Raw genomic sequence first — 19449 nt, 5'->3', positions numbered from 1 at the left:
TAGTCATAGGCGAGCCCAAATTCGATATTTTACACCGTCCCAAAAACGCCAGAAACATGACGTTTCTGATGTTCGGATATTTTGAGACCTAGGCTCAACATCTAGGTATGAAATCCCATAGGGAGTTGCCGCCGTCCGTGCTACCTAAGTCAAGTATCATGAAAAATAATACTTTTGAAGAAAGCAGACTTTTTCTTCAGTTTGAGGAAGCCTATGGCCTCCCTAATATTTCAAGAGAAAAAGATAAGCAAAAGCCAAATCATCCAATTGCTTGAGGTGAAGACCCGATTGCTGAGCAAATTTATCAAGTTTGTACTGCAATGAATTGCGATGAATATAGAGGCGCTGAGCAGTCTGCACCAGATTCCCATGTTCTAACCACAGGGCTTGAACCACTTCTGCCATATCTTTTTGTTGGGTCAATACGTGATGAAACTGACGTGTTAAGGCTGGAAAAGTTTGGTGAGAGAGCAGAGACCAAAGCATCACTTCTGAAAACGTTAATAGCTTTCCTCCGGATTTTTGAGCCAAATAGGCCGTGAGCAGCTGATTTTCCTCCTCAAAACAATCTCTGAGGCTACTAGCTGCCAACTGATGCCAGACATTGCCCACAAATACTGTCAAAGCCAAACCAAAATCACTCTCAATGGTTGGCAGGAGGTCCCGAAGTAATTGCAAGAGGCCAGCTGAACTGTCTTGTCCACAAAGAAAAGCTGTCCGCGTCTGACTGATAGGCAGAATGGCTTCAACCTGCTCAATCATGCTTTGCAACAAATCAATCAAATCCGCTGACAAAGGCTGATGATGGTTTAAGTAAAGCAACTGACAATCTTTCAACATATCAGGTGGGTTCCCTTGACGGTCCACCAAGTAATGGTACCAAGGCGACAGCGAACGACTAGATATTTGGCGTTGATCTCGTCCCAAACCAAGTAAGAGCCGTTCTCTCTCTGATAAACTGGCCTTAGGGAAATGCACATAGTGGTCTCCCTCTTCAATGCTAATCCAATCAGGATCAGTCAAAGGAAGAGCACCTAGCTGCATGTCTGGAAAATGGTCTTTCAGCATCATCGTCCTCCTTTTAGCTAAATTATATTTCATTATAACATACCTAACATAATTTAAAAAAGCGATAGCCTCAAACAATAAAACTAAACATTCTTTTGAAATATCATTGAAAGTCATCAAAAAAGACATATCTTATTATAATTTTTTATTGTTTTAACGAAAATTAATTCATAAATTCCGTACCTTTCCCTTTGTTAAAAATATTTTTTTCTAATTTAAATCAATATTTTTTTCATTATTTTTTATTATAAATTAGTTTAAAGATTATAAAATTATAATTTTTTTATGTTTATTTAAAAACATTCTGGTTATCTCATTTGAAAAAAATATAGTATTTTTCTTTCTATACTATTATTTTTAATTTATGTAAATCTAATTGAAAATTTTTTTCTAACTAAATTCTTCTTGTAGGGCTATGTTTATTTTGCTAAGCTTAAGTCGCCGGCAAAAAAATCTCATTTTGGGATTATTTAATTAAAAGGAGTTTATAAAAATGGCAGCAAGAACAACTAGAATATTGACAATAAAAACTTATTTAATCTTAGGAACCATTATTATCGCAGGATTAGGCGGGATAAAAGGAACACCTAGAGTTTTGGCAAATAATTACGCCAAGCCTGTTTATAAAGTAGGAACTTACCAACCAACAGATGATACCGTCTTTAATTCAAAAGATTATCAAGACACCACTGGGCTATATCTTATGATTAATGTAAACGGAGTCGATAGTCGTCACAACACCCTTGTTTTACCTCAATATCAAGATATAAAACTCGACTATAATAAAACTTATACAAAGGATGAATTATTGAGGTTCGTTCAAAACGTCATTGATGCTTCAATGGAGAATTTTAAAGTTATTGATTTGCATGAAGTAAAGCTTGTTAGAACGGCTACTCAAGAAGAGATGAGTCCCAATACTTTTTCAACGCTAGCTGAAAACCAGTACAATGATGCTAATCAATCTTACCTACTTACCGGTAACGTACTTGTCGAACCTGTTAGTAAAAGAAACCTTAAAGAAGTGATTAAGACTGACAAGGCAGGCAAGCCAATTAAAGACTCTGATGCTGTTGCTATTACACAATATGTTAACTTCGTAAAAAAGGAAAAGGGGCGCTTAACCTCCGTTAGCTTCGATAACCATTTTAATAAAGAAGGTCTCACCGGTCTAAGATACTACGACAGCAAAGTATCATCTGATGAACTTTTTGAAGCAGCTAAACGTATCTTTGAAACAACTAAAGAAGCTAAAGAAGGATATAAGATACTTAAACGTATCAGCACTTCCGTTACACAAGATCCAAACATCCCTGATGGAACTAGCCATCGCCTCGTCTACCATATTGATCAAGATAGAGATTTTCATTATGTTGTGGACTCAAATCGGTTGGCACAGACTACTCCTTCAAACTATACTCCTGAAGATCCTACTACTTATGCTCCCCACCATGATCACATCAATGAAACTTACTTCATCTCAAAAGATGATACGGATGATTATGCCATTAACCCTACCCCAATTACCATTTACCAACAAAACAAACAACAGCAACTGATTCAAGAATATAACTTTAGAACATTTGAATATGACACAACGGAAGAAATCAGAAATTATCTTACTAAAGCGGATTTTGTCCAATCATTCTATGCTAAGGACGGCAAATATTATCAATTTACAGGTGAACTGATTCCTATTTCTAAAACAGAGTTTATCGCTAGGTACAACGAATCAAACAAATAAGACGTGCAACAAGCTTAATAGTACTTCTAATCTATTGGTACAGCACTGAGCTAACATATGGGTTCGAAAACATTTTATTAGTAACTGTCTCTCACTTAAGGGATATCAGTACCAGGACTTCCAGCAACTTGTTAGCCGTATAAATGTAAAAAATTATTCATAACAGCTATTCTTGTGCTGTATGCTAAAAAAGGTGACTTCTATTGTAGAATCACCTTTTTTTAAGTTAATAACGCGCTTCTAAAAGCAAACCCATCTCCAATCTCTAGCGATTTTTGGTATCTAGGATGATGGTAACTGGGCCATCGTTAATCAGACTGACCTGCATATCAGCTCCAAAAACGCCACGCTCTACAGGCACAAATTCTGCCAATTGTTCATTAAAGCGATCATAAAACTGGCTAGCCATATCAGGCTTTGCAGCTCCTGTAAAGGCAGGACGGTTCCCCTTTTTAGTATCGGCATAGAGGGTAAATTGCGAAATCGATAAGATACTACCTTTAATATCTTGGATAGACAAATTCATCTTGTCATCGGCATCTGAAAAAATACGCATGTCGACTATTTTTCGCACAGCGTAAGCCAAATCTTCTGTATCATCATCCGGTCCAACTCCTACTAACAGCAATAACCCTTGATTGATAGCGCCAGCAATTTTCCCATCAATAGAAACAGAAGCTTCTTTGACCCGTTGCATCACAATTTTCATCTTGTCTCCTTTGTTAACCGTTGGTCCGCTTCACACTGTAAACATCTGGAACTGCCTTGATTTTTTCCACCACTGTGGTCAGATGCGTCAGATTTGGAATGCCAAAGCTCACATGAATATTTGCAAACTTCATGTCCTTGGTTGGCTGGGCATTAACGGTGGAAATACTCTTGGTAGAATTAGACAAAATCTGGAGGACGTCATTGAGAAGGCCACTACGATTGAGCCCATAAATATCAATTTCAGCTTGGTAATCTTTGCTGGAGTTATCCAAATCCCATTCCACTTCGATGAGACGCTCTTGGTAGCCATCTTGACTCTTGATGTTATTACAATCCGCACGGTGGATGGCAATGCCACGCCCCTTGGTAATATAGCCTTCAATGGGATCCCCAGGTACAGGGTTACAACACTTGGCGATTCGCATTAAGAGTCCTGAAGCCCCTTGGATAATAACACCATTTTCACTGCGAACCTTGAGAACATCCTTGTTTTCGTGCTTGATTTCGCCACCGTTGACCAATTCTTCTGCTTCTGCTTTAGCCTTGGCTCTTTCCTCTTCACGGCGTTCTTTTTCAGTTAATTTATTAAAGACACTGACCGGACTAATGTCGCCAAAACCAACCGCTGCGTAGAGAGATTCTTCGCTCTTCACACTGACTTTTGGCAAAATAGCTTCAATGCGTTTTTTATCAAGGTATTTATTGGCAACATAGCCCTGCTCTTGGAAATAAGAAACCAGCATGTCACGGCCTTTATTCACTGACAACTCTTTGTCTTGGTTTTTAAAGAACTGACGAATCTTATTACGGGCTTTATTGGTTTTTACCAACTTAATCCAGTCACGGCTTGGCCCAAAAGAGTTAGGGTTGGTGACGATTTCCACCACATCTCCCGTTTTTAATTTGGCTGTAAGGGGAACCATACGGCCATTAACTTTGGCCCCTGTCGCTTTTTCACCCACTTGCGTGTGAATGGCATAGGCAAAATCAATTGGTCCCGAGTCTTTTGGCAATTCCTGCACAGCACCTGTCGGTGTAAAGACGTAGATACGTTCTGAGAAAATGTCTTCTTTGACCGAGTCCACAAAGTCCACTGCATCGCCATTTGACGCATCTTGTAACTCCACAAGCTCTTTGATCCAGTTCATGCCAACCTTTTGTTCGGCCTGATTAACCTTGCCGCGGACGCCTTTTTTATAAGCCCAGTGAGCAGCTACCCCGTACTCAGCCACTTGGTGCATTTCCTTGGTGCGGATTTGAATCTCAATCGGTCCTTTAGGGCCATACACGGTGGTATGAATGGACTGGTAACCATTAGCCTTCGGCGCAGCAATGTAGTCTTTGAAACGGCCCGGCATTGGACGCCACAACTCGTGAATGTAACCGACCATGGCATAAACATCGCTCTGCGTTTCCATGACACAACGAATAGCAATCAAATCAAAAATCTGATCAAAGCGTTTTTTCTTGTCCCGCATTTTCCGATAAATGGAATAAATGTGTTTTGGTCGACCATAGACGTCACCAAACAAGCCTTGCTCAGTGGTATATGACTTGATTTTGGTAACAATATCATCCACCAAAGCTTCACGCTCGCGACGTTTTTCATTCATCATATGGGAAATCTTATAAAATTCTGTTTCGTTCAGGTAACGGAAAGCCAGATCTTCTAATTCCCATTTGATACGACTAATCCCCAAGCGGTGCGCCAAGGGAGCATAAATTTCCATGGTTTCGCGCGAAATGCGTTCTTGCTTGTCCTTACGCAAATGCTTGAGGGTTCGCATATTATGCAGGCGGTCAGCCAATTTCACCAAAATCACTCGAATGTCTTTGGACATGGCCATCAACATTTTACGGTGATTTTCAGCTAACTGTTCTTCGTGCGATTTATACTCTACCTTACCTAACTTGGTTACCCCGTCAACAATATCACGAACATCTTTGCCAAAGTCGAATTCCATGTTATCTAGGGTAATATCGGTATCTTCTACCACGTCATGCAAAAAACCACAGGCAACCGTCACAGCATCCAAATGCAAATCTGCCAGAATCCCCGCCACCTGAATCGGATGCACAATGTAAGGTTCTCCTGACTTTCGCACTTGATAAAAATGAGCAGCCGTTGCATAATCTAACGCTTTTTTCACGAAAGCCACATCAGTGTCATTCATGTATTTGGCTGCTAAGGCAACAACTTCTTCTCCTGTTAAATTGATTTCTTTTGCCATTTATTTCCTCGTCTAAGATTTCTTTTCCCTATTTTAACACTTTCACCCCAAAAGCAAAAGGAGGAATCCTTAAAGAAAGCGGTTAGAGTAAGCATTCGTCATCGAAAGTTTTTGACTAGCTCATTTCTTTTTGACGAACCAAATGTTTTCTTTCTGAAACCTAAAGATAGTTCGCATTTTTAATTGATACAATCGCTTTCATGAGCTATAATGAGTAGGTAACATCATTTTTAGGAAAATGAGGAGATTTTATGATGACAAAAGGTTACATGTCAAAAAGTGCCATTTTTTTGGCCATGTTAGTTGCTGCTGGCTCTGCCCAGCTTACCAAAGCAGAGGAAACCACTGCTGTTGAACCGCTGACAACGACTGCTAGCACCACAACCAGCACTGCAGAAACAGCTCCGCTAGTAGCAGATACCACGCCAGCAACAGCTACTGCTGATACAGCCGTTCCAAGCCCTGTAAACCCAACAAGTTCTGAAATGACAACTGCATCAGCTGACAACGCTACCGTGACGGCGCCTGTGGAAGGGCAATCTGTTGACGTTCGTATTCTATCAACAACGGACCTCCACTCTAATTTGGTCAACTATGACTATTACCAAGACAAGGAAGCCCAGTCCCTTGGCTTAGCCAAAACAGCGGTGCTTATTGATGCAGCCAAAAAAGAAAACAGTAACGTTGTGCTCGTCGATAATGGTGATATCCTCCAAGGAACCCCATTAGCTACCTACAAAGCTATTGTTGATCCTGTTGAAGCTGGTGAAGTTCACCCTATGTACGCTGCCTTGAAGGCCCTTAACTTCGATGCCTCTACCCTTGGTAACCACGAATTTAACTATGGCTTGGACTACTTAGACCGTGTCATGGCAACTGCCGGCCTACCAATTGTCAATGCCAATGTCCTTGATGCCAAAACTGGAGAACCTAAATTTAAACCCTTTGATATCCTAACCAAAACCTTTACTGATAAAGATGGCAAAGCTGTTTCCTTGAAAATCGGTATCGCAGGCGTTGTCCCTCCTCAAATCATGAGCTGGGATAAGGCTAACCTGACTGGAAAAGTCACTGTCAAGGATGCTGTCGAAGCTGTCAAAGAAGTCATCCCTACGATTCGTGCTGCAGGTGCAGACCTTGTCCTTGTCCTTGCCCACACTGGTATCGGTGATGACGTCTATGAAGTCGGTGAAGAAAATGTTGGTTACCAAATTGCTAGCCTTGAAGGCGTTGACGCCGTGGTTACAGGCCATTCACATGCTGATTTCCCAGCCTTGCCAGACGGCAGTTTTTACGATAACTTCAAAGGTGTTGACGGTAAAAAAGGCTTGATTAACGGCGTTCCTGTCACAATGGGCGGTAAATACGGTGACCACCTCGGCTTAATCGATTTGAACCTCACTTACACCAATGGTCAATGGAAGGTCAATAAAGACCTAAGCCGTGCTGAAACACGTAAAATTGACAGCAAATCAAACCAAGTTGATCCTACTATCATCGCGCTTGCCAAAGAAGCTCATGATGGCACCGTTGCTTACGTCCGACAACAAGTTGGAACAACCACAGCCCCAATCAACAGTTATTTTGCCTTGGTCAAAGACGACCCATCCATTCAAATCGTTAACAATGCGCAACGCTGGTATGCAGAAAAAGAATTGGCTGGTACACCTGAAGCCAATCTCCCATTATTGTCAGCTGCTGCTCCATTCAAAGCAGGAACACGAAATGATGCGTCAGCTTATACCGACATTCCTGCTGGTCCAATCGCTATCAAAAATGTTGCTGACCTTTACCTGTACGACAACGTCACTGCTATCTTAAAAGTGACTGGAGCTGATTTGAAAGAATGGTTAGAAATGTCTGCTGGACAGTTCAACACGATTGACCCAAGTAAATCAGAGCCTCAAGATTTGGTTAATACGTCCTATCGCACTTATAACTTTGATGTGATTGATGGGCTTACCTACGAGTTTGATGCCACTCAAAAGAACAAGTACGACAGCAAAGGTAATCTGGTCAATCCAGATGCTAGTCGTGTCCGCAACTTGAAATACATGGGCAAGGACATCGATCCGAAACAAGAGTTTATGGTCGTGACCAATAACTACCGTGCGAGTGGTAATTTCCCTGGTGTGAAAAATGCTACCCTTATCCGCCTGCTCAATCTTGAAAACCGTCAAGCCATTATCAACTACATCGTTGCTGAAAAAACCATTAACCCAAGCGCTGATAACAACTGGTATTTCGCTGACACCATCAAAGGCCTCAACCTTCGTTTCCTCAGCGCTGACAAAGCTAAGGGCTTGATTGGTAACTACAAGGACATTAGCTACGTTGGCCCTTCATCTGTGGAAGGCTTTGGCGATTACAGCTTTACTTATGTCGCACCTCGTCAAACCGAGGCAACAAACCCAACCCTTCCTGGCAAGACCTTGACGGAACAAGATCGTCAAGCCATCCATCAACTAGCAGCCCGTGTGTACCAAGAAACACACCAAGCAACTAGTGGAAAAGACAGTCAACTACCTACAACAGGTAGTGCAGACTCAAAAGGCCTCGGTTTCTTTGGCATTAGCCTAATGGGATTAGCTGCCGTCTTTAGTCGCAAACAGGAGCGTAACTAAAGCTTTCTGTCGCTAGAAGGTGACCTCTAGCACCTTGCCTTAGACACTACTAACAGATGCCTTCTCTCTAATCTATTAAAGATAGGGAGAGGGCATTTGTTTTATTGTCTATTCTCCTCAACTGCTTTTCTGCTTGACTTCATAAAAAAACAAACTAGCTAATGAAAGCTAGTTTGTCTTATTTTGGGAATAGGAATGTTTTTTTAGTTTTCTTCTTTGCGTTTTGCAACTGCTACGACACCAGCTGTTGCCATAACTGCCATTGCTGCTGCTGTGAAGAATGGGTTAGCTGTTTCACCAGTTGATGGCAATTGGTTAGTAGCTGCCTTAGTTTCTGACTTAGCAACAGGTGCTGCTTTGCCATCAGCTTTCTTGTCGTCTTTAACAACTTTTGTAGCTGGGACAAGCTTGTGAGCATCCATCGTTTCTTTTTCAGGAGCTCCTGGCATTTCTGGTTTCTTAGCCATGTCTTCAGCTTGTTTTGCTAATTTTTCTTTAAGCGCAGCAACTTCTGCTTTAGCTGCTTCAAGTTCTGCTTCAACTTTCTGTTTTGCTGCTCTTGATGCTTCTAGGTCGCGGTTAGTACGTGTGCGGCTTGCTTCCAAGATTTGTTTTTCTTCTTGCAATTGTGACACTTTAGCGTTAGCATCAGCCAATTCTGCTTCTGTGGCTTTCTTAGCGTCACGAGCTGCCTCTAAATCACGGTTGGTGCGTTTACGGCTTGCTTCCAAGACTTGTTTGTCTTCTGCTAGTTTTGCGTTGTCAGCGTTTGCCGCATCTAATTTAGCTTGTTGTTCAGCAAGTTCACGTTTGCCAGATTCAATCAATTTTTCTAAAATCGCTGTTTCTGATTCTAACTTAGCTTTATCTGCATTAGATTCATCTAATTTAGTTTGCAGTTCTGCTAACTCACGTTTCGCTGCCTCAATCATGCGATCATACATTGCTCGATCTTCCTCAGCCTTAGCTAATTCCGCTTCAAGCTCAGCTTTTTTACCAACTAATTCAGCAATTTGTTGATTTTTAAATTCTAACTGCTCATTAGATTGCTCTTCAGCATTAACTTTTTCTTCATTTAATTTTTCAATTTGTTCATTTAGGTTAGCAGCTTCCGCAACTAGTTCTGAAATTTGTGCATTTTTAAATTCAAGTTGACGATTTCCTAGCTCAACTTTTTTATCTAAAGATGCTTGCTCATCTAGTAAAGATTTAATTTCTTCTGCTGCTGCCTTAGCTTTGAGATGACTTTCTTCAGCTTGAGCTCGACTTTCGTCTAATAACTTATTGTAATCTTCAACCTCTTTTTCAATTGTTTTGCTTTGTTGATCGATAATGTTATCACGTCTAGCAATAGCTTCGCGAAGCTTAAGATTCTGGTTATAAGTATAGTACCATTGAGATGCGTATGGTCCTAATCCTTTTAAAACTTCTCGTCTAGCTTCTAAAACTCGAGAATTCTCTTCCGCCTTAACTTCTGTTTGGCTTGCTAATCCCGCTCCTAATACACTCAAAGCTACAGCTACTGATGCAGTACCTTTTTTTAATTTTCTAAGCGAATATTGCTTATTAGTATTCTTTCTAGCCATTTTTTCTCCTTATTTTTCTTTTGCCTAGATTTTTTAGAGTGGTCTCATTCCAGACCGTCTCCAATAAAACCATTATAGGCAATAAGTACTTTAAAGAAAAGGCCACTTTTTTCAAATTTTACTATTTATAGATTGGAATTCTAATTTTTTAAACACTTAATCTTTAATATTCGCTTCCCCTTCATCTCATTTGGAAAGCTCTACGTTACTAAATAACCTGTCTTCACCTATTTTTTTTCTTAGGAAAGCGTTGAGTTTATCAGCAACTACACTAGGAATCATTTGATTAAAAAACAATATCTCTGTTTGAGAACTTCGTTCAAGGATAACATCTGTGACGATTACATCGTATTCTTTCTCTAAGGCAGTTAAATCAATTGTTGTAGTGTTTAATTCGGCAAAATTCATGATCTCAAAAAACTCTCCGAAATAGGCTTTTAAAAAGTTTCCTACGTTATTATAAGATCTCTCAATCACCAGAAGTTTCAACTTACGTCTCGAATGACTAATTTTTAAAAAAAGATTTTCCCAAGTAATAAAGAGACAATATAATAAATGATTTAGCATTATTTCGCTTAGCTTTTTGCCACCTAAACTAAAGAGTTCCCTGACGGAAGCAACGAAAGTCTCATAAATCAACTGATAATGCTTCTCAAAAAAACGAATGTACTCTTTTTTATAATCATAGATTAAGAAATTGGCGCTGATATCTTCTTCTCCCACGATAACAGTTGTCTGAAGATGTCTAGCAAGTTCATATTTATTAGATATGCTTAATCCGAGAGTACTCTCTATATTGTCTAGCAAAGAAATCCATGAAACTATATTTTTAGGTGATAAAACTTCCTCTTTTCCTTTAACGCCTAATTGAAAAGATGCTCCTAGTTCTAATTCCTCATTCATGTAATTTGAAAAAATCTCAGAAAGAGCCACTTCCTCCAAAGGACGATTAAATTTCAAAGCAAATAGGGAGGATAGGTCTTTCATTTCCAAAGAATCTTCCAACGTTTTAAGAAAAAGATTTTCTAGTCCTTTACGTTGTCGATTAAGGGTAAATCCTTTGTGAAAGCGAATCAAATTGACCCCACACAGTAGTTTCAAATGTTGAAATAGCGCAAAATTTATGATGACATCTGTTTGTTTTACCATTAAATCAATGAAACGCTCAACATCATGTTGATTGATAACACCATCAAATGGCCATTCGGAAATAGTGTAGGCTTCTGAGAAGTATTTAAGATAAAACAAGCGGATTTGATGCTCATTTCCCACAACCATAACAGGGCTTGTTGAAATCTTAATATCAAATTCTTTTCTAAGATAGATGTTTGTTCTGGTGATGAGTCGCTTTAACGTTGATAGACTAATAAATAACTCTTCTGCTAAATCCTCTAAAGAATCAAACTCTTTAAAAAACAAGGCTGACAAGAGCTGTAAGGACTGGGATTCTCTCAGCCCCCTTTGATAGACTTCCTGCAAGCCACAGTAATCATTATAGTCAATGGTTAAGTAACCGTCTTCGTAAGTAATCCGACCGAGGGATTCCATAAATTGCAAATTAGCAATACAGGCCTGTAAGGTTGACACCGTTATATCCAGTACTTTGCACAGTTCTCTATCCTTGTATCCCATTCTCTCTGAATGTTCTGTTAAGTGGGCAATTAACTCAAGCTCTCTCCATTGTTGCTTGGTAAAAAGTTTACTAGCATGCGTCATGTCAGTTTTATGTCCTTCTTTAGTGATTTCAATTTATCTAGTGACTGTTTCAGTCGATAACTTTGTTGCAAAACGACTAAATTATAACATACTTAGTCTTGGAGAACCTATCAACTTAACTGATGGTTCAGCTAACAACTGTGAAAATCAACTTTTTAAACACCAAGTTTTTTTCCTCAAATTAAAAAAGTGAACCGAACCAGTTCTTCAAATTGTCTTATTTTAGCTTTTTTCTCTAATTTCGGACAATTAGATACATTTTAATATCCCCTAACGGGTCATATTTTTTTCTTTTTTTAACTTTTTGACTTATTTTATAACAGTATGAGAGACGTAACCCTGACCCTCACTTCAGTGCCAAGTAAATACCTCTTTATCTTATTCAATAGGAAACATTTCAGACAGTTTTGAAAGGCTATAACTTGTTTGTTGCTATGACTTGTGCTAATCTTGGTAGTGATGACTGATAGTTTAGATAGGAGTTTTTATGTCAGACTTAACCATTGTTTTTATCAGCCTTAGCGGAAATACCCTTAGTTTTGTGAAACGGCTGTCCCTTTATTTAGCCGAAAACCAGGGGTGCCATGTTAACCAGATTAACATTAAAGATTTGAAGCACGAAACTTTTCCCGTTGAGGAGGATTTTGTGGCGATGCTGCCCACTTATCTAGAAGGTGGAAACGGCGTTGACTCTGGCGAGGTAGAGATTCTGACCAACCCTCTAGGCGATTTTATAGCAGCTCATGACAATTATAAATATTGTATGGGGATTATTGGTTCGGGGAATAAGAATTTTAACAACCAATATTGCCTGACTGCTAAACAATATGCTAAGCGCTTTGGCTTTCCCATGCTTGGTGATTTTGAATTGCGGGGCACAAATGATGATATCGAGCGTTTAGCGAACATTATATTAGAGAGGAGAGACGCGTTTAGGGCTTCTTCTGAAGGCTAAGCTTTACAAGTGTCTCAAATCATAGTAGACTAAGGTTACACAAATCAGGGATTTCCTGGACTGGTTCGAAAACTTCCCAGAATAAAAAACTAAGTAACAAGCTTTCACAACCTGACAACGCCTTGTCAGGTGCTATTTGGTGTCTTCTATTTAACACCTGTTACCGTTTTTTCCAGTCTGGGACGTCCTGTCTCAGACTTTTTTTGTTTTGACTGATGTTGTTGTTAGCTATTTTTCTCCTCAAGGTAAGAGGAGCTCTGTTACTCATTAGAAAGGTTTTTATGACTAAGCAACCTATTATTATTGACTGCGATCCTGGTATTGACGATAGCTTAGCGCTTTTGTATGCCCTGAAGCACCCGAAACTTGAGGTCATCGCCATTACACTGGTTCAAGGCAATGTCCCTGTTTCCATCGGCTTACAAAATACCATTCTTCTTTTAGAACGGGTGAACCGCCTTGATATTCCCATTTATCTAGGACGTGGGATTCCTCTAGAAAGGGACTATGTCTCTGCCCAGGATACCCACGGTATAGACGGTCTCGGCGATAGCCTGCTCCAACCTTCAGTAATCAAAGAAGCTGAAGCCCTGACCGCTGCTGATTTTTTAGCCCAGCATTTCGCTGAGCCCTCTGAGACGGCTATTATCGCCCTTGGTCCATTGACCAATGTGGCAGAAGCTTTGGGTCAAAACCCAAATATGGGCAAACATTGCCACCGCTTTGTTAGCATGGGAGGTGCCTTCAAAGCTCATGGCAATTGTTCTCCGGTGGCCGAGTACAATTATTGGTGTGATCCTCATGCAGCCAGACTAACCTTTAAACAGCTGGGCCGCAAACTTGAAATGGTGGGGCTAGATGTGACGAGACAGATTGTCTTGACCCCAAATCACTTGTCTTACATGGCTCGACTCAATCCTGAGGAAACTGTCTTTATTGAAAACATCACCCGTTTTTATTTTGATTTCCATTGGGAATGCGAACACCTGATTGGCTGCGTCATCAATGACCCTCTTGCCGTGGTCTATTTCTTAACTCCTACCATTTGCCAAGGTTTTGACAGTTATACGGATGTGGCAACAGAAGGGATTGCTCTTGGTCAAACCGTTGTCGATCAATACGATTTTTACCATAAGAAGGCAAACAGCCATATTTTGACGACGGTGAACAGCAAGGCTTTTTGGTCCGAATTCATCGCTACTATTTTAGAAGTCCCTTTGCATCAGGTCGTTCAAGACCTTGACCATTTACAGTTAGGATAAGACATGACAAAAATCAAAACACAGGTTTTAACCTTTATCGCTGCTGCAATTGCTCTTAACTATCTAGGAGCTAATATCGCCCTCTTTCTCAAATTGCCCCTTTACCTGGACATGGTAGGCACACTACTAATCGCTCTTTTATTTGGCCCTTGGCTTGGCGCAGTGACTGCTATTGTTAGCGCGCTTCTTTCTTGGATGACAACGGATATTTTCGCCCTCTTTTATGCTCCAGTGGCCATCATTACTGCTTTGACTGCTGGGGTTTTCCTGCGCCAAAACAGCAAAGCTAAGGACTTGATTTGGAAGGCTTTGTGTATTTCCTTTCCTGGCACACTAGTGGCTTCTATCATTACGGTTACTCTCTTTAAAGGGATCACCTCAAGTGGCTCCAGTCTCTTGGTGCAGATGTTACATGGATTGGGGATTGACTTAACGGTCAGTGTTATTGTCATTCAGGCAGGTACGGATTATTTAGACCGTTTGGTTAGTCTACTCCTCGTCCTCATGATTAGCAAGGCTTTACAGAAACAATTGCCTCATCTTTTCCAGATTTAGAAGGATCTTGTGTCTTGAAAAATGTTATAATAGAAGGACTATATGGATTTTTTCAAAGAATGGAGTACTTATGAAAACAACTGTGGAATACCTGACTAAACTTGCTAACATCCCTTCTCCAACAGGTTTTACTCGGAAAATCATGAACTATGTGCATGACGAACTCAGCCAATTTGGCTATGAGCCTGTCCGTACCCATAAGGGAGGCATTATGGTGTCTGTCCAAGGTAAAAACGATGACAAACACCGTGTGGTGACGGCTCACTTAGATACTCTGGGGGCTATGGTTCGTGCTATCAAACCTGACGGTCGTTTGAAAATGGACTTAGTGGGTGGCTTTGTCTACAATTCTATCGAGGGAGAGAACTGTACCGTACATCTTGCCAAATCTGGAAAGGAAATTTCTGGAACCATCTTACTTCACCAGACATCTGTGCATGTTTATAAAGACGCGGGCAGTGCGGAACGCAATCAAGCTAATATGGAAGTGCGCTTGGACGAAAAAGTCACAACGGCTGACGAAACACGCGCGCTTGGCATCGAAGTCGGTGATTTCATCTCTTTTGATCCGCGTGTCATCGTGACCGAATCAGGCTTTATCAAGTCTCGTCACCTTGACGACAAGGTCAGCGCAGCTATTCTTATGGAGCTCCTAAAATGCTACAAAGAAGAGCAAGTGGAATTGCCATACACGACCCATTTTTATTTCTCTGCTTTCGAAGAGGTCGGACACGGTGCCAACTCAAGCCTACCAGCGCAAGTGGTTGAGTATTTGGCAGTTGACATGGGAGCTATGGGAGACGACCAAGCAACGGACGAATACACTGTTTCCATCTGTGTCAAGGATGGCTCTGGTCCTTATCATTATGAGCTTCGTCAACATTTGGTAACCCTTTGCCAGGACTATCAGATTCCTTATCAGCTAGACATTTACCCATATTACGGTAGTGATGCTTCTGCTGCGATGCGAGCAGGGGCTGAGGTACGTCACGCACTTCTTGGGGCTGGTATTGAATCCAGTCACTCTTATGAACGCACTCATACAGACTCTATCGAAGCGACTGAACGACTGGTGGATGCCTATTTGAAAAGCACCATGATTGATTAAATTAAAGTTAGAGAAGAAGAAAATGTGACCAAATTAATTCTTATTAGAGGAAATGCTGCTAGCGGGAAAACCAGCTTGGCGAATGCCCTCCAAAGTCAACTTGGTGAAAACACCTTACTTCTTTCTCAAAATAAATTAAGACGCGAAATGTTACTAGCCCATGATGGTTTTGATACGCCGACAATTCCATTATTGAAGCATTTGATTACTTTTGGAATGGCGAATTGCGATTATATCATCTTAGAAGGTATTCTAAAACCAGATTGGTATGCCCCTGTTTGGGACTTTATTAGCCAACAAAGCCGTCTTCAAGTCTATGCTGATTATTATGATATTCCTTTTGAAGAAACATTAAAGCGCCATTCAAGCAGAAGTAAGGTCGAGGAAGTTGGTGAGGAAGTTCTGAGAAAGTGGTGGAATGAAAAAGATGACATCAAAATAATCTCTGAAACATCTTTTGACAAAACTGTCACCTTGCAAGAAGCACTCAATTACATATTACAAGACATCACAAAAAGGTCAGGATTAACTTCCTGACCTTTTTCTTATTTCTCAACCCAATCCAACGTCACTTCAAGACCATAGTGGTCACTGACGACTGGTGCATCTCCTCCTTCAAAGGTAATGCGAGACGCCTTGATGTCAAAATCCTTGCTGGTAAAAACATGGTCTACCTTGAAAGCTTCTTTATTATCTTCCCAGCCATCAATATCAGCCACAATACTGTGATCACCAAAAACATGGTCAGCAACCTTATGGCTATCTTGTAGGTTTAGGGGGCTACCCATAATCACTTGATAACCCTCTTGATCCGTTGGATTGTTAAAATCTCCCATGACAATCAGAGGGCAATTCAGAGACAACAGTTCTTTTTCTAACCTCTCCCACTCGCCCAGGAACCCCTTGTCAAACCAAGACAAGTGCACATTCACAATAGCCACTTCCTTGCCATCTAACTTGGTTTTGGCGACGAGCGAGCGTCTAGTATGGTAGTCTGTTTCATCATCCATCGCCGACACGAGAATATCTGAAACATGAATAGGTTGTTTTGATAAGATTGCCACGCCTTCATGGTAAATGTCGTAGCCAATATGGTTATAAGCCCAAGACCAATAATAGTGCTGTCCCCGCTTTTTGAGGTAATGAATCAAGAGAAGAGCAAAATGATCTTTATGAATGGTTGGTGTCCCGGGAATAGGTTGATAGCTCGGTAATTCCATGGCCAATTCGCTTTCAATCAGTTGGTTGATTTCTTGCAAGCAAATGATATCGTATTTTTCAGCTAGGATATGTTCTGCCAAATCAAATAATTTTTTAAGGGCATTAGCTTCCATCCACGAGTGGGTATTCAGCGTTAGTAACTTGGTCATTAGTTCTCCTTTATAAGACAAGAAGAGTCATAGCTCACCAGCTGCTGCTAGGACCTATCACTCTCTTGCTCTATTCTCTTAAAGTTCTACGGTTGCTACTGGAGTTTTAGCAGGTTGAGCTCCTAAAGATGTCAAGGTCACATCTTGGATCTCTGCTGTGTTGGTAAAAGCAACCACAATGGTTGTTTCACGCTCTGCTGATTGAATGGCAGCAAGGTCTGCTACCACTAAAAGATTTCCTGCTTCAATACGTTGCCCTTCGGTGACTTTTACTGAGAAAGGAACACCATTTAGGGCTACGGTATCAAGTCCCACGTGCACCAACACTTCAAGACCACTGTCTGTCAGTAAACCAAAGGCATGTTTGGTTGGGAAAACGCTGGTCACAAGGCCAGATACTGGTGCATAGATATTGCCATTAGTGGGTTCCACAGCAAACCCATCGCCCATCATCTTAGCAGCAAACACCTGGTCTTTCACACCTGTGATTGGTAAAACGGTTCCGTCTGCCACTGATAGCACTTCTACTGTCACGTGTCTAAAATCTTTGGCTGGCATTGGTTTGTCGGCTACTTTTGCCATATTGACTTCTGGAATAATAGCCCCTGAATCAAGCAAATCTTGAATATCTGATTTCAAAATATCTGCTTTAGGTCCATAGACCGCTTGGACACCACTACCTTTGGTAATGAGACCCATAGCACCTGCTTTTTTCCAATCGTCCTCAGCACCAACTTTAGCGGGATCTTTGACCGTCACTCGCAAGCGGGTCATGCAAGCATCGACATCATCAATATTGCCTGCCCCACCAAGGAGATTAACGATTTGCACGACTTGAGAGTTGCTATCTGTCATAGGGGCAGCAGAGGTTTTAGCTTTGTTGTCATCAAGCATGTCTGCTTCATAATTGCCTAAACGGCCAGCTGTTGCGAGATGCATTTTCTTAATCATCATATCCGCAATAAAGTACATGATGACTGCAAAGAGGATAGAGACCCAAACAAAGTTAATCAAATCCATGCCTAGACCTGCTTTAAGGGCCATAGGAGTACGGGTCAATAATTCAATGTTCCCAAATGAGTGAACACGGAGATTCACAAGGTCTGCCATGGCAAATGAAGCTCCCTGCACAAGGGCATAAACAAGGTAAAGTGGCATTGCTGCAAACATAAACATGTATTCAAGTGGTTCAGTTACCCCTGTCAAGAATACCGCTGCCGCTGCTGAGATGAACATCATTTTGTATTTATGTTTTTTATCGGCATCCACATTACGGTACATCGCTAAGGCAACCCCCATCAATGTTCCGGTAGCACCAATCATTTGTCCTACTTTGAAACGAGCTGGAGTGACTCCGTCCATTAACTGGTGATAAGCTGAAGCATCTGAGCCTTTAAGGTGAACAAGGTCTGTTACCCAAGCTAACCATAGAGGGTCTTGTCCAAATACTTTTGTTCCTGCTGCTGCACCTGTCATGACTTCATAAGTTCCCCCAAGAGCAGTATAGTTCATTGGAATGGTTAACATGTGATGCAGACCAAATGGTAACAAGAGACGTTCCAAGGTACCATATAGGAATGGGGCTAGGATTGGAGCTGAATCTTGTGAAGAGGCAATCCACATGCCAAAACCATTGATTCCAGATTGGATAACCGGCCAAACAACCACCAAGACAAGCGCTACTAGGATAGAACGCAAGATGACCACAAAAGGTACAAAACGTTTCCCGTTAAAGAAGGTCAAAACTTCAGGAAGTTTACGGTAATTATAGTATTTGTTATAGGCTGTTGCTCCTACGAACCCTGCGATAATCCCAACAAAAACCCCTGTGTTTAGGGCTGGAGATTCCAAGACACTGGTGAAATAATCTTTAACGATCATTTGAGTACCAAGGAGACTTGTGATTTTTGCTTCTGGATCAGCTAGCATAGCACCTGACACTCCATAAAAAGCACCTGTAATTCGATTGATCAAGACAAAAGCAAGACCTGCGGCAAAGGCCCCTCCTGCACGTTCTTTAGCCCAACTACCACCAATGGCCAAGGCAAATAGCAAGTGAAGGTTAACAATGATAGCCCAACCAATCTGAGCAATAATGTTTCCTAGAGATGCCAAAAATGCTGAGTCATGGTTAATCATTGGAATGGAGTTTCCGATACTGATCATTAAACCAGCCGCTGGCATAACAGCAATAACGACCATAAGACATTTACCGAATTTTTGCCAAAACTCGAAACTAAACAGTTGCTTGAATGATGTTTTCATTCTACTTCTCCTTTTTAACATCCTCAAGAAATGAGGCAATCGCTATCATGCATCACGCCATGAGGTAGTGGGTTGCAAACGATTTACGCAAACGTTTGCGCGAATTGATAAATTCATTATACTCGCCTTTCTGAATTTTGTAAAGCGTTTTCTTAAAAAAGAATAGGAGAATCTTGTCACCCCTCTTACAAAACGGTCTCCCTTAACTTAAAAAGAGGACACAAAAACCCTTCGCTTGTTCAATGGAACATCGC

14 protein-coding genes and 1 riboswitch are annotated in these 19449 nt (G+C 41.0%); of the genes, 7 read left to right on the top strand and 7 right to left on the bottom strand.

The annotated features are described in order from the left end of the window. Nucleotides 1-222: 222 nt before the first annotated feature. The gene (locus ACYTR8_RS04420) at nucleotides 223-1071 is read right to left on the bottom strand and encodes a helix-turn-helix domain-containing protein (RefSeq protein WP_269759973.1); all 849 of its coding nucleotides are present in this window, start codon (nucleotides 1069-1071) and stop codon (nucleotides 223-225) included. Nucleotides 1072-1561: 490 nt separating this feature from the next. On the opposite strand from ACYTR8_RS04420, the gene ACYTR8_RS04415 reads away from it, so the two are divergent. Beyond that, complete coding sequence (locus ACYTR8_RS04415) at nucleotides 1562-2812, top strand: kinase (RefSeq protein ID WP_111714994.1); 1251 nt, start codon at nucleotides 1562-1564, stop codon at nucleotides 2810-2812. Nucleotides 2813-3077: 265 nt separating this feature from the next. On the opposite strand, the gene dtd is transcribed toward ACYTR8_RS04415, so the two are convergent. Together dtd and ACYTR8_RS04405 are read right to left on the bottom strand one after the other, a co-directional pair. Continuing rightward, nucleotides 3078-3521, bottom strand: coding sequence for a D-aminoacyl-tRNA deacylase (gene dtd / locus ACYTR8_RS04410; protein ID WP_479641732.1), 444 nt, complete (start codon nucleotides 3519-3521; stop codon nucleotides 3078-3080). A 13-nt stretch (nucleotides 3522-3534) separates the two neighbouring features. Beyond that, on the bottom strand, nucleotides 3535-5754 hold the full coding sequence (locus ACYTR8_RS04405) for a RelA/SpoT family protein (RefSeq protein ID WP_434177386.1): 2220 nt from the start codon (nucleotides 5752-5754) through the stop codon (nucleotides 3535-3537). A gap of 254 nt (nucleotides 5755-6008) precedes the next feature. Here ACYTR8_RS04405 and ACYTR8_RS04400 point away from each other — a divergent pair, with 254 nt between their 5' ends. Then, on the top strand, nucleotides 6009-8378 hold the full coding sequence (locus ACYTR8_RS04400) for a bifunctional 2',3'-cyclic-nucleotide 2'-phosphodiesterase/3'-nucleotidase (RefSeq protein WP_479641744.1): 2370 nt from the start codon (nucleotides 6009-6011) through the stop codon (nucleotides 8376-8378). 203 nt (nucleotides 8379-8581) lie between these two features. Here the strand turns inward: ACYTR8_RS04400 and ACYTR8_RS04395 are convergent, their stop codons facing one another. Together ACYTR8_RS04395 and ACYTR8_RS04390 are read right to left on the bottom strand one after the other, a co-directional pair. Continuing rightward, a complete protein-coding gene (locus ACYTR8_RS04395) occupies nucleotides 8582-9964 on the bottom strand; it encodes a YSIRK-type signal peptide-containing protein (RefSeq protein WP_479641731.1) in 1383 nt (460 codons plus the stop codon). 186 nt (nucleotides 9965-10150) lie between these two features. Next, a complete protein-coding gene (locus ACYTR8_RS04390) occupies nucleotides 10151-11680 on the bottom strand; it encodes a helix-turn-helix domain-containing protein (RefSeq protein ID WP_479641730.1) in 1530 nt (509 codons plus the stop codon). 487 nt (nucleotides 11681-12167) lie between these two features. Here ACYTR8_RS04390 and nrdI point away from each other — a divergent pair, with 487 nt between their 5' ends. The 5 genes from nrdI (at nucleotide 12168) to ACYTR8_RS04365 (ending at nucleotide 16097) form a co-directional block, all read left to right on the top strand. After that, entirely contained in the window at nucleotides 12168-12635 is a 468-nt protein-coding gene (gene nrdI / locus ACYTR8_RS04385; RefSeq protein WP_111714986.1) for a class Ib ribonucleoside-diphosphate reductase assembly flavoprotein NrdI, read from the top strand. Nucleotides 12636-12689: 54 nt separating this feature from the next. After that, nucleotides 12690-12734: riboswitch (PreQ1 riboswitch) on the top strand. 182 nt (nucleotides 12735-12916) lie between these two features. After that, the gene (locus ACYTR8_RS04380; protein WP_479641729.1) at nucleotides 12917-13897 is read left to right on the top strand and encodes a nucleoside hydrolase; all 981 of its coding nucleotides are present in this window, start codon (nucleotides 12917-12919) and stop codon (nucleotides 13895-13897) included. A gap of 3 nt (nucleotides 13898-13900) precedes the next feature. Beyond that, nucleotides 13901-14452: an ECF transporter S component gene (locus ACYTR8_RS04375; protein WP_479641728.1), complete on the top strand. Its 552-nt coding sequence runs from the start codon at nucleotides 13901-13903 to the stop codon at nucleotides 14450-14452. A 70-nt stretch (nucleotides 14453-14522) separates the two neighbouring features. Beyond that, complete coding sequence (locus ACYTR8_RS04370) at nucleotides 14523-15560, top strand: M42 family metallopeptidase (RefSeq protein ID WP_479641727.1); 1038 nt, start codon at nucleotides 14523-14525, stop codon at nucleotides 15558-15560. A 24-nt stretch (nucleotides 15561-15584) separates the two neighbouring features. Beyond that, complete coding sequence (locus ACYTR8_RS04365) at nucleotides 15585-16097, top strand: kinase (protein WP_479641726.1); 513 nt, start codon at nucleotides 15585-15587, stop codon at nucleotides 16095-16097. Nucleotides 16098-16105: 8 nt separating this feature from the next. Here ACYTR8_RS04365 and ACYTR8_RS04360 read toward each other — a convergent pair whose 3' ends face one another. Then, nucleotides 16106-16930: an endonuclease/exonuclease/phosphatase family protein gene (locus ACYTR8_RS04360; protein WP_479640713.1), complete on the bottom strand. Its 825-nt coding sequence runs from the start codon at nucleotides 16928-16930 to the stop codon at nucleotides 16106-16108. Between the two features lie 78 nt (nucleotides 16931-17008). Beyond that, a complete protein-coding gene (locus tag ACYTR8_RS04355; RefSeq protein WP_479641725.1) occupies nucleotides 17009-19195 on the bottom strand; it encodes a PTS transporter subunit IIBC in 2187 nt (728 codons plus the stop codon). Nucleotides 19196-19449: the final 254 nt, after the last annotated feature.

This window comes from Streptococcus sp. F2, assembly GCF_056500955.1.
The sequence above is the reverse complement of the archived record's forward strand: the minus strand, read 5'-3'. Positions and strand labels throughout refer to the sequence as shown.

Bases quoted from the DNA above. Each gene is read 5' to 3' on its own strand.
- ACYTR8_RS04420 (WP_269759973.1), bottom strand. From the start codon at position 1,071: ATGATGCTGAAAGACCATTTTCCAGACATGCAGCTAGGTGCTCTTCCT.
- ACYTR8_RS04415 (WP_111714994.1), top strand. From the start codon at position 1,562: ATGGCAGCAAGAACAACTAGAATATTGACAATAAAAACTTATTTAATC.
- dtd (WP_479641732.1), bottom strand. From the start codon at position 3,521: ATGAAAATTGTGATGCAACGGGTCAAAGAAGCTTCTGTTTCTATTGAT.
- ACYTR8_RS04405 (WP_434177386.1), bottom strand. From the start codon at position 5,754: ATGGCAAAAGAAATCAATTTAACAGGAGAAGAAGTTGTTGCCTTAGCA.
- ACYTR8_RS04400 (WP_479641744.1), top strand. From the start codon at position 6,009: ATGACAAAAGGTTACATGTCAAAAAGTGCCATTTTTTTGGCCATGTTA.
- ACYTR8_RS04395 (WP_479641731.1), bottom strand. From the start codon at position 9,964: ATGGCTAGAAAGAATACTAATAAGCAATATTCGCTTAGAAAATTAAAA.
- ACYTR8_RS04390 (WP_479641730.1), bottom strand. From the start codon at position 11,680: ATGACGCATGCTAGTAAACTTTTTACCAAGCAACAATGGAGAGAGCTT.
- nrdI (WP_111714986.1), top strand. From the start codon at position 12,168: ATGTCAGACTTAACCATTGTTTTTATCAGCCTTAGCGGAAATACCCTT.
- ACYTR8_RS04380 (WP_479641729.1), top strand. From the start codon at position 12,917: ATGACTAAGCAACCTATTATTATTGACTGCGATCCTGGTATTGACGAT.
- ACYTR8_RS04375 (WP_479641728.1), top strand. From the start codon at position 13,901: ATGACAAAAATCAAAACACAGGTTTTAACCTTTATCGCTGCTGCAATT.
- ACYTR8_RS04370 (WP_479641727.1), top strand. From the start codon at position 14,523: ATGAAAACAACTGTGGAATACCTGACTAAACTTGCTAACATCCCTTCT.
- ACYTR8_RS04360 (WP_479640713.1), bottom strand. From the start codon at position 16,930: ATGACCAAGTTACTAACGCTGAATACCCACTCGTGGATGGAAGCTAAT.
- ACYTR8_RS04355 (WP_479641725.1), bottom strand. From the start codon at position 19,195: ATGAAAACATCATTCAAGCAACTGTTTAGTTTCGAGTTTTGGCAAAAA.